Origin of the sequence: Streptomyces sp. NPDC026672, from assembly GCF_040638185.1 — a bacterium.
In the GTDB taxonomy this organism is placed as follows: Bacteria; Actinomycetota; Actinomycetes; order Streptomycetales; family Streptomycetaceae; genus Streptomyces.
Genome location: NZ_JBEZXS010000068.1, coordinates 19,107 through 29,913 on the forward strand (window position 1 = coordinate 19,107; position 10,807 = coordinate 29,913).

The 10,807-nt window shown below is 71.3% G+C and carries 8 protein-coding genes and 1 pseudogene; 5 read left to right on the forward strand and 4 right to left on the reverse strand.

Annotation, left to right across the window (positions count from 1 at the left end):
- The first annotated feature begins 26 nt into the window (after positions 1-26).
- Positions 27-227: a cold-shock protein gene (locus AB0F77_RS40710; RefSeq protein ID WP_361176501.1), complete on the forward strand. Its 201-nt coding sequence runs from the start codon at positions 27-29 to the stop codon at positions 225-227.
- Between the two features lie 13 nt (positions 228-240).
- Here the strand turns inward: AB0F77_RS40710 and AB0F77_RS40715 are convergent, their stop codons facing one another.
- The 4 genes from AB0F77_RS40715 to AB0F77_RS40730 form a co-directional block, all read right to left on the reverse strand.
- Positions 241-1,056 (reverse strand): CPBP family intramembrane glutamic endopeptidase, encoded by an 816-nt coding sequence (locus AB0F77_RS40715; RefSeq protein WP_361959058.1) that lies wholly within the window; start codon positions 1,054-1,056, stop codon positions 241-243.
- Between the two features lie 94 nt (positions 1,057-1,150).
- Complete coding sequence (locus AB0F77_RS40720; RefSeq protein ID WP_361959041.1) at positions 1,151-1,396, reverse strand: hypothetical protein; 246 nt, start codon at positions 1,394-1,396, stop codon at positions 1,151-1,153.
- 106 nt (positions 1,397-1,502) lie between these two features.
- The gene (locus tag AB0F77_RS40725; RefSeq protein ID WP_361959044.1) at positions 1,503-2,639 is read right to left on the reverse strand and encodes a HupE/UreJ family protein; all 1,137 of its coding nucleotides are present in this window, start codon (positions 2,637-2,639) and stop codon (positions 1,503-1,505) included.
- Positions 2,640-2,834: 195 nt separating this feature from the next.
- A complete protein-coding gene (locus tag AB0F77_RS40730) occupies positions 2,835-6,749 on the reverse strand; it encodes a metallophosphoesterase (RefSeq protein ID WP_361959047.1) in 3,915 nt (1,304 codons plus the stop codon).
- Between the two features lie 476 nt (positions 6,750-7,225).
- Here AB0F77_RS40730 and AB0F77_RS40735 point away from each other — a divergent pair, with 476 nt between their 5' ends.
- From AB0F77_RS40735 to AB0F77_RS40750, 4 genes and pseudogenes are all read left to right on the forward strand, one after another.
- Positions 7,226-8,374: an ABC transporter substrate-binding protein gene (locus AB0F77_RS40735; protein WP_361959050.1), complete on the forward strand. Its 1,149-nt coding sequence runs from the start codon at positions 7,226-7,228 to the stop codon at positions 8,372-8,374.
- Positions 8,375-8,548: 174 nt separating this feature from the next.
- The gene (locus tag AB0F77_RS40740; protein WP_361959053.1) at positions 8,549-9,742 is read left to right on the forward strand and encodes a sensor histidine kinase; all 1,194 of its coding nucleotides are present in this window, start codon (positions 8,549-8,551) and stop codon (positions 9,740-9,742) included.
- Positions 9,743-9,762: 20 nt separating this feature from the next.
- On the forward strand, positions 9,763-10,413 hold the full coding sequence (locus tag AB0F77_RS40745) for a response regulator transcription factor (protein WP_361959055.1): 651 nt from the start codon (positions 9,763-9,765) through the stop codon (positions 10,411-10,413).
- A 59-nt stretch (positions 10,414-10,472) separates the two neighbouring features.
- A pseudogene (locus tag AB0F77_RS40750) lies at positions 10,473-10,658 on the forward strand (hypothetical protein); the annotation flags it as partial.
- Between the last annotated feature and the right edge of the window lie 149 nt (positions 10,659-10,807).

Below are 10,807 nucleotides of genomic sequence, written 5' to 3' on the forward strand. Positions count from 1 at the left end.
CGCCCGGCGAGAGAGAAGGACAGCGGATGGCCAGCGGTACCGTGAAGTGGTTCAACGCCGAAAAGGGCTTCGGATTCATCGCCCAGGACGGCGGCCCCGACGTCTTCGCCCACTACAGCAACATCACCGGTAACGGCTACCGGGAGCTGGTCGAGGGCGAGACCGTCACGTTCGACGTGACCCAGGGGCAGAAGGGTCCGCAGGCCGAGAACATCGTCCGCGGCTGAAAAACCGTTCTCGTCACGAGCGTTGAGGGCCCGGCAGATCCGCTGGGCCCTTCGGCGTCCCCGCCCGCCCCCGAGGGTCCGGCCGACCGGTGCCCCGGTCCGCCGGAGCGGCTTCGTGGCCGTACCGGCGCAGCAGCCACAGGCCGTAGGCGAGCTGGAAGACGTACACGCTCACCTGCCACCAGTCCGGTGCCGCGCCCGGCGAGCGGATCTGGAGGAAGTCGTCGAGCCCGTGGACCACGACCATGGGCCAGACCGAGCCGATCGCGTACCGCAGCGCCGCACAGGTGAAGCCGAACAGGGCCGCGGACAGCATCTGCCACAGCGTGTCGTCCAACTCCGCGCCGAAGAACAGGTGGTTCTGGAGGTGTCCGACGCCAAAGAGGGCGGCGACACCGACGGCCGCGCGCAGCGGGCCCAGCGGGGTGAGGGCCCGCTGGACGAGACCGCGGCTGATGATCTCCTCGTCGACACCGACCCACAGCAACGACACCAGCCCGCCGACGACCACCGCCGTACCGCCGTCCAGGCCGGCCAGGGCGTACGAGCAGGCGATCACCACCATCGGCAGCACGAGCCACCAGCGGCGGCCGCGGCCGAGCGTGCTCACCCCTGCGGCCCGCAGCCATCCCCACCGCCACAGCACGAACCACGCACCGGCCGCGCAGACCACGTTGACCACGGTGGCGCCGAGGTCCGGGAACCACGAGGGCGCCAGCGGAGGCAGCAGCACCTCGGCGAACAGCAGCAGCACGACGTGCCACGCCAGGGTCAACTCGACCGCGCCCCACAGGGGATGACGGACGACATGGCCCCTCCACCGCTCCATCACGAGGCGAGCGTATCCGCGGCCCGCGACACCCGTCCCCCGCTCGGGAGAAGAACCTCAGGAGAAGAACCTCGGAGAAGAACAGGGCGGCCCGCTACCCGGCGGGGTCCTCGTCGGCGTGCCGCACGGCCCTCTTCACCGCCTGTTCCACCTCGTGGCGCGACAGGCCCACGTCCTCGCGGGAGGCGTACGCGGTGACCGCGGCCTGGAAGGTCTCGGCCGCCGCCCGCCACCGGCGCCGCTGCTCCTCGTACTCCTCGCCCTCGAGGCCCGCGAGCCGGGCCCGCTCCTCCTCGGCGGAACGTTCCAGCTTGATCAATTCGTCGGGAATGTCCGTCACGACCGGATAGTAAGCAGGCGGCCCGGCACATCCGCGGTCTCACATGTCTTCCGTTCGGGTGGAGCGACCGCCGTACCCCGAGCGAGGGCGGCGCCCCGCGCCCGTGTCACGCCGTGACAGCCAGCCGGTCCAGGAACCAGTACAGGCTGACGACCACGATCGGCGCGGTCAGCGCAGGCAGTACCCAGCGGTGCGCGGGCGTCCGGCGCACCAGCACCAGCAGCGGGAGGACCACCGCCACGATCGCCAGCTGCGCCGCCTCGATGCCGACGTTGAAGCTCAGCAGCGACAGCAGCAGCTCCCACGACCAGCGGTCGTCGATGCCGAGCGCCCCCGCGAAGCCGAGCCCGTGGACGAGCCCGAACAGGAACACGACCGGCAGCCGCCACCGGTCGTCGCCCTCGCGGTCGCGCCGTACGAAGCCCGCGATCGCCACGACGGCGATGGAGGCCGCGATCACCGGCTCCACCACGGCGCCCGGCACGTGCACGGCACCGGTCGCCGCCAGCAGGAAGGTGACGCTGTGCGCCGCGGTGAACGCGGTCGCCGTGCGGACCACGTCGCGCAGCCCGCGGGCACCGATGAGCAGCGACAGCAGGAAGAGGACGTGGTCGAGGCCGAACAGCAGGTGCTCGGTGCCGAGCAGGAAGAACTCCGCGATCTGACGGGACTCGTGGTGCCCGCCGGTCTCCAGGGTCGGCTCGGCGGCCGTCAGGACCTGGGAGCCGCGCTGCCCGGCGATGTCGTAGTGGACGATCGTCTCCGTGCTGTGCACGAAGCTCTCGCCGTCCGGGAACAGCGCGCTGGACACCGTGTACGCGCCGTCGGCGCCGTCCGGACAGTCGTAGGCCAGCGTCAGGACCGCGAACGGCCGGCCGCCGCGGGTGCGCACGTCCGCGTCGCCGACCGGGCGGGGCGCGCAGGAACGGCTGCCGTGGCCGACGGCGAAGCGCCCGGTGACGTACTCGGTCACCGCGCCCGCGTTCGTCCTGAGCCGGCGCAGCTGCTCGGCGCGGCCCTTCGCGTCGTACGCCTCGGCGTACAGCCACGCGGACTTCATGAGCAGGTCGTACTCCAGGTCCAGTCGCGCCTCGACACGGGCGCCGGAGCCCCGCACGTCGGCGTACGCCGTCGAGGTCGCGTCGTGCGCGGACGCGGGCACCGTGGACAGGAGAACGGCCAGCAGCGCCATGACGCACGTCAGGAGCGCGGCGACCGGACGGGACGGGGCTGTGGGACGCATCGGGTGGTCTCGGTTCCTGTCGTCGGGACGGCGGCGGACGCTCGTCGGGTCGGGAGGTGCTGTCCGTCGGGACGGGAGCGGACGCTCGTCGTTCGGGTGTCGTCATGGTGACCGCCCCCGTCCGCCGTCCCGGACCCCTCTGATCCGGGACGGCGGACGCTGCGGTCTACGGGTCAGCCGGTCATCGTCGGCCGGTCATCGTCGGCCGGTGGACGGCGCGAACCACGGGAACCCGGGTGTGCCCGGACCCCAGGTGCCGGGCCGGCCGCGCTCGTCCCTGGTCACGAAGACGCTCGGCGCGGAGGCCGTCACACCGCCACCGGCGGACCGCGCCGTGACGAACCACGCGTGGGTCGAGCCCGGTCGGAGATTCCGCCAGGTCACCGAGGCGACCTGCCCGGAGTCGGCCTTCGCCCGGCCGATGACGCGCACCGGGTCGTACAGCGCCAGCGAGTCCGTCCTGAAGGTCGTGCCGCGGGTGTTGAGGTCGACGGGCAGCACCATGTTGTCCTCGGTGCCGTTGTAACGGTGATTGGTGTCGTACTCCGTCGCCCCGAACTCGTCGAGCAGCGGCGAGTAGGTGTCCACCGTCAACTCGGAGCGCCTGACGTTGAATTGCAGCATCCGGAAGAAGCTCGCCCCGAACTGGAGCTGGTCGTCCGGCTGGTAGCCGCCGATCTCGGTGAGCCCGAGCCGGTCCGCGGAGACCGTGTAGAACTGGTAGTCCGCGAGCAGTTCGACCACGTCGTGCGCGACCTTGCCGACCCTCGGCTTCACGTTGGTGCCGACGCCGTGCTCGTGACCGGCGAGGATCAGGAACACGTTCGGGTTGTCCTGGACCACCTTCTTGTAGAGCATCGAGCCGTCGGGCGCGGAGAACGGCGCCCCGCGGCCGTCCGGGTCGGCGCTCGGCGCGAGGTAGTCGTGCGAGAGCAGGATGCCGTTGCGGTCGGGGAACCGCTTGAAGACGGAGTCGGCCCACTCGGCCTCCTCGCGCGTCACCCCGTACGACAGGCCGACCACGACGAAGTCCAGGCCCCCGGCGGAGAACAGGTCGTAGTGGTTCTGGTTGTCCCCCGGCCGCCACGGGCCGCCGTACTCGGCGTGCTCCCAGCCCCGGGACAGCGCCTCGTAGCGGTCGGGCCCGTAGTAGCGGTTGTAGATCGCGTCGGGGCCGTTCTCGGTGCCGGACTGGTTGTCGTGGTTGCCCGCGATCACACCGTTCGGCACGCCCGCGTCGTCCAGGATCCTCTGCTGCTCCGAGGACACCTCCAGCTCGCCCACGACCTGGCGCTGCGTGGCCTCGTCGGCGGGCTTGCGGATGTTGTTCTCGATGATGTCGCCGGTGTGGGCGACGTACGCGATCTTCCGCTCGTCCTTGTTGGCGGCGATCCAGCGCGAGACGTCGCCGTACGCCTTCTCCCACACCGCGCGCTCCTCGGGCGTCTCCTGCTCCACCGCGCCCTCGGAGAGGTACTGCGTGTCGGTGTAGTGGACGATCGAGAAGTCGTACGAGGCCGGGTCGGCGAACCGGTTCGGGTCACCGGGGTCGATGTCGTCGGCGAACGGGTCCTCACCGGTGACCATGACGTGGACCCGCTGCCGGTCGACGTGGGCGCGGTCGACGACGGCGGTGAGCACGGTGTTGCCCTCGGCCGCGCCCCGCGCGCTGGTCAGCACGTCCCACTTCTTCGTCCGGGTGTTCCACACGCGCAGCGCGGCGAGCCGTTCGGGGTCGACGACACCTTCCCAGCGCAGCACGGGCGCGTCGGCCTGACCCCTCACCGGCACGTCGAACCGCTGGAACGTGACGTCCTTGCCGGTCGGCGCCGCGAGCGTCTTCCCGTCGGCGGGCGCGAGTCCGTCGGCGCGCACCTTCTTCTCGCCCGGGACCCTGAGCGTGGTGGGCACCGAGGCCGCCGTGCCCTGGTACACCTCGTCCGGGGTGGTGATCCCGGCCTCGGAGAACGTGGTGTCCACCGTGCCGCCGTCGGGTTCGGCGACCTCGGCCGACAGGGTGACCGCGCGGCCCGCGTCGGTGGTGCCGGAGCGTGGGGTGAGGCCGGCGGGGACGTCGGGGACGCCGGCCGAGGTGAACGTCACCTCACGGGTGCCGCTGTTGCCGACTCCGTCGGTGCCGGTCACCTTCAACGTGTGCGTACCGGCGGGCAGTCCGGGGCCCACCGGGGTGCCGAGCCGCACGGGCTCGCCGTCGAGCGTGACGTCCGGGCCGTTCACGACGCCGGAGAGGTCGTCGAGGCGTACGTCGAGGACGACCGACGCGGTGATCCGCTGTCCGGCGGCGGGGACGCTGGAGGCGATCCTGGGCGCGGAGTTGTCGCTGACGAGGACACGGGTGGCGGTCTGTCCGCCCTGCGCCGTAGCGGCCAGGGTGTGGGTGCCGTCGGCGATCCCCGTGGTGTCGAGGTCCGCGCGCAGCCCCTGGGCGGGGCCGTCGACGAAGAACTCCAGGTCGATCTCGGTCAACGGGTTCACGTTGTCACCGCAGTTGCCGTCGCCGAGGCTGTACGAGCCCTTGAGCATACGGCCGTTCGCGGTGCCACTCGCCGGGGTCAGGGTGATGTCGGAGACGGCGAAGTCGTCGCGGTTGTCGCCGCACGACGTCGGGAACGTGCCGGTGACGAAGTCGACGGTGTTCCAGCCGGGCACCAGCCACTCGTCGGGGAAGGTGAGATCGACGCGCCGACTGACGAAGTCGCCGTCCAGCACGTGCTTCTGACCGTTGATCAGCAGATGGTTCTGGTAGCGGGCCTCGATCGAGTTGCCGCCCACGGTGAAGCCGAGCGTCGCGTTGCCGGAGCCGAGCGTCTCGGAGACGTGCACGGGCGGGGCGTCGATCGTGTAGCGCAGTTCCGCCTCGGGCAGCCGGGTGGGGCTGCTGCCGCAACTGCCGTCGCCCATCGCGTAGGTGTCCGCGATGCCGTGGCCGGTCACGGCGGAGCCGTCGAGGGCCAGCGCGGGACGCGAGAGGTCGAAGTCGTCGCGGTTGTCGCCGCAGGTCTCCTGGTACGGGCCGGTCACCACCTTGATGACGTTGTCACCGGGGACCAGGAAGCGCGCGGGGACCGCGATGTCGACGCGCTGGGCGACCCAGGTGCCGCCCAGGTCGATGCGCTTGCCGTTGACGAGCAGGTAGTTGTCGTACCGGTCGTCGAGCGAGTTGGACCCGACGTCGAAGGAGAAGGTGGCCGCGCCGTTGCCGAGGTGCGGCACGGTCGTGGGTGTCCTGCCGTCCACGGTCAGCGACTTCGGCCGGTCCCCGGTCCCGGCCGGGAACGTCGCGAACACCGGCTCGCGGCCCTTCGTGAGCGTGCCGTCCTTGGGCAGCAGCCGAGGGGCGCCCGCCGGGGCGTTGTTCACCGTGACCTTGTTGCTGACGCTCTTGCCGGAGGCGGTCCTCGCGGCGAGCGTGTGCGTGCCGTTGGAGAGCTTGGTGGTGTCCAGGTCGCCGCTGAGACCCGTTGTGCCCCGCGGGTCGCCCAGGACGAAGAAGCTGAGCGTGGCCTTCGTCAACAGGGAGGTGTTGGAACCGCAGTTGCCGTCGCCGAACGAGTAGGTGTACTCGTTCTCCTCCCCGTCCGCGACCTCGCCGAGCAGTTCCAGGCTGATGTCGGAGAGCACGAAGTCGTCGTGGTTGACTCCGCACGAGGTGTCGATCGTGCCGGCGAGGATCTCGATCCTGTTCTCGCCCTGGACCAGCTTGTCGTTCGGGATCTCGACACTGCCGCGCTGGTTGACGAGGTCGCCGATGTCGGCCCTGAACTCCCCGTTGACCAGCACGTGGTTGTGGTAGCGGGCCTCCGTCGAGTTCGATCCGACGTCGAAGGTCAGCCGTGAGGTGCCGACCGTGCGCGCGGCGTCGATCGCCCTGCCGTCCACGGTGAGCGCCGTCACCGAGTCACCGGCGAGCGTCGGTGTGGCGACGGCCTTCTCCGTGCCCTCCAGATAGGCGCCGTCGCCGGGGAGCAGCGTCGGCAGACTCGTCGAGTCCGCGGGGTCGACGGCCGTGGCGGGCCGCCGGTCCGGACCGTCTTCGGCGTACGCCGAGGTGAGGTTTCCGCCCACGAGCAGCAGCGCGGTGCACAGCACACCCGTGAGCCGTCGTCCGCCCGATCCGCCGCCCGATCGTCTTCGTGCCCACGCTGACCGCATCGCCGACAAGTCCCTTCAGATCGCCGCAGGATGAAGGGCACACCACGAGCGAAATCGCGACATGCCCATGACTAATCCTGGGCGGCGAAGGTGAACACCGCCGCAGCACCCTTCGACCACCGGGAAAACGATCCCTTTACCGATACTTGGCCAACTCCGTTCCTGGGCCTGGGGAACGGTTTGACCGCGTGCCCCGCGGCGGGGGCGCGGCGCGGAGGGGGGCATGGCGCGGAGGGGCGCGCGACGCGGAGGGGGCGCGGCGAATCCATCGAACGGTTGAATCCGGGGCTGCTCATGGACGACGCGGCGGGCGGTGACGCAGCGGCAGGCTGGCGCTACCGCCGCGGTGCGAACGCGGCGGTGCACAAGGACGGGTGAAGACGAGAAACAGGAAGGACAGGAGGGACAACCGTATGTCCGAGTACGTCAGCAGGCGCCGCCTCCTCGCCACCGGCGCGGGACTCGCGGTCGCCGGTGCCGCCACGGGCCGGGCGTCCGCCACGCCGCGGGCCGTGCGCCGGGAGACCGCGGCAGGTGTCCGCGCCGGTGAGGAGAGGCGCACGCTCGACGAGTTGTACGCCGCGGCCTGCGACGAGGGCGGTCGGCTCGTCGTCTACCAGGGCGGGGACATCGACAGCCAGGCCGCGGCGGTCAGGACCGCCTTCGGCGCGCGCTTCCCGGCCGTCGACCTGACGATCATCGTGGACTACAGCAAGTTCCACGACGTCCGCGTCGACAACCAACTCGCCACCGGCACCCTGGTCCCCGACGTCGTCCAGCTCCAGACGCTCCAGGACTTCACCCGGTGGAAGCGGCAGGGCCGGCTCCTGCCCTACCGGCCCGCCGGACACTCCGCGGTGTACGAGGAGTTCACGGACCCCGACGGCGCGTGGACGGCGGTGTCGGTCCTCGCCTTCAGCTTCCTGTACGGCGTCGAGGCGGCCGGGGCGAACGCGCCGAGGACCCCGCTGGACCTGGTCGACCCGCGGTGGAGGGGCGCCATCGCCTCATCCTACCCGCACGACGACGACGCGGTGCTCTACCTCTTCTCCCTCTACCGGGAGAGGTACGGCTGGGACTGGGTGGCCCGATTCGCCGCGCAGCAACCGCAGTTCAACCGGGGGTCCCACACGCCCGGCGTGGCCGTCAACGCCGGACAGAAGACCATCGGGGTCGGCACGTCGGGCAGCACCGTGCTGGGGTCGGGCACCACGAAGTGGGTCGTACCGCCGGCCGGGCATCCGTTCATGGCCTGGGGCCAGCGGGCCGCGATCCTGAAGGACGCCGCCCACACCGCCGCCGCCAAGCTCTACGTGAACTGGATGCTGTCCGAGGAGCGCCAGCGCGCGAGCTTCAACGGCTGGTCGGTCCGCACGGACGTCCGGCCGGACGGCGGACCCACCCCGGTGTGGGAGCTGCCGGACGCGCACGTGGACGGCTTCCCCCGCTTCATGGAGGACCGCGCCGACGTCGAACGCCTCAAGCAGACCTTCGCCCTGTACTTCGGCGAGGTGAAGGGCGATCCCTCACCGGGGTGGCTGGGGCTGCGTCCGGGGAGTTAGCGGGAGCCGACTCTTGGACGGCTCGGACGGCTCGGACGGCTCGGACGGCTCGGAGGGCTGGTGGGGGAGCCGGGCCCGCTGCGGGTGCGGCGCTTACGGTGAACACACAGGTGAACGGCCTAAACTCCAGGCGCTTCGTTCCCTTCCGCCCGGTCCGCCGTGAGGAGCCCACCCGTGTCCGCCACCGCCTCCGCGTCACGCCGACCGTCCCTGTCGGCACGGGAACTGCCGCACCTGGTCTTCCTCGTGGCGGTGGCCGGCACCTTCGTACGGCTCGTCCGGCTCAACAGCGGCCTGTGCTGGTCCGTCACGGTGCCCACCACCGCGCTGGCCGTGGTGTACGTGTTCGCGCTCTCCCGCTGGGACCGGGCCCACGACACGACCAGGCTGGTATGGTTCTCGGCGCTCGTCGCCCTGTGGAGCTGGGTCGCCTGGATCATCCCCGTGCCGCTCGCGGCCGGTTACGCGTGGCTGTCGGTGCCGTTGGCCGTCCTGGCCATGCGGATGCGAGGCGCCCGGCTGCGTACGGCGGCGACGGGCGCGGTCACGGTGCTGCTGCTGGCCGCCCTCGCCCGTGTCAACGGCGGCGCCGACCCCGAGGTGCTGGCACCACCGCTCGCCGCGCTCGCGGCCACCGTCGTCCTCTACGGGGCCCAGCAGCGCCTGACCCGCCAACTGACCGAGACCCGGGGCGAATTGGCGACGCAGCAGCGCACGGCCGGCCGCCTTGCCGAGCGCGGTCGCATCGCCCGCGATCTGCACGACACCCTGGCGCAGGAACTCGCGGGCAGCCGCATGCTGCTCCAGGCCGCCGAACGCGACTGGGACCGGCGCCCCGACCAGGCGCGACGCCAGGTACGGGCGGTCGCCGAGGCACTGGGCGCGCATCTCGCGGAGACCCGCACGATCATCGGTGACCTGACTCCGCCCGCGCTCGAACGGGACGGTCTGGAGGCGGTGTTGAGTGACCTGTGCGCCCGGACGGCGGGTACGGCCGGGGCTGGTCGGGTGTCGTTCCGCCGCGAGCGTGCGCCGTACCCGCTGGCGACGGAACGGGCCGTGGTCCTGCTCCGGGTGACCCAGGGACTGCTGGCGAACGCCCGCGAACACGCCCGCGCGAGCCGCGTCGAGGTCGTCCTCACCTACGGTGACGACAGGACGGTGACGGTCGAAGTCCGGGACGACGGGCGGGGGTTCACCTCTTCGGGAGGGGAAGTGCCGTCCGGCGGCCGGGGCTACGGTCTGAAGGGCGCACGGGAACGTCTGGAAGGACTGGGCGGGGTGCTGACCCTCGACAGCACGCCGGGCCGCGGCACCACGGTGAGGGCGACGCTGCCCTCCCAGGACCTGGCGCTCGCGGGCTCGTGATGAACGGCACCGCGCCACCGATGCCGGTCCGCGTCCTGATCGTGGACGATCACGCGGTGGTCCGGGCCGGGCTGCGCGCTCTGCTGGAGGGCGAGCCGGGCTTCGACGTCGTGGGGGAGACCGGTGACGGCACGGACGCCGTACGGCTGGCGGCGGGACTGCGACCCGACGTGGTGCTGATGGACCTCCGCCTGGGCGACCCCGGCACGGTCGGAGCTGACGGGACCGAGGTGACACGGAAGATCCTCGCCGACGTCGGGGACGTACGGATCGTCGTCCTCACCAGCTACGGAACCCAGGGCAACGTCCTGCGCGCCCTGGAGGCAGGTGCCCATGGGTACGTCCTGAAGGCGGGCCCGCCCGAAGAACTCTTCCGTGCGGTACGCGCCGCGGCGAACGGCGGCATGGGCCTGGCACCGGAGGCGGCGGCCCACCTGGCCCGGCGCACGGTCGGACCCGAACCCGAGCTGAGCGAACGCGAGATCGAGGTCGTGCGGCTCCTGGCGCGGGGCCACAACAACCGGGCCATCGCCGCCGACCTGTTCCTCGCCGAGGCCACGGTGAAGACCCACCTCGTCCGCATCTACCGCAAGCTCGGCACCGGGAACCGGGTGACGACGGTCAACGAGGCGGTCCGTCGGGGATTGGTCGACCCCGACGAGAGGACGTGACACACCCGGCAGGACCCGAGGCGCACCACGCACACCAGAAGCTCATCGACGCCTGGCTCATCGCCCTCGACCGGGACGACGCCCGGCGCCTGGACACCGGCGGATCGGACCACCTGAACCGCGAGGCGATCGACGCCGCGGTCCGCTTCGCGGCACGGATCCCTGTCAGGGAGGCAAAACCCGTTCTCGGCAACCCGCCTGAGCGGCAGCTCTCGGCTGACCTCACCTTCACACTGAAGCGCTGACCCCACCTTGGGAAGGTGGCCTGTCCGGCAAAAACCGAAAGTCTCGCCGCACGGGCCCTAGGTGTATTGATCACGAGCGTTGTTAACGCCGCCGGGCTTGATCATGGCGAAGGCCTCCGTGTGTGGTGGAGGTGTCGAATCTTCACCGC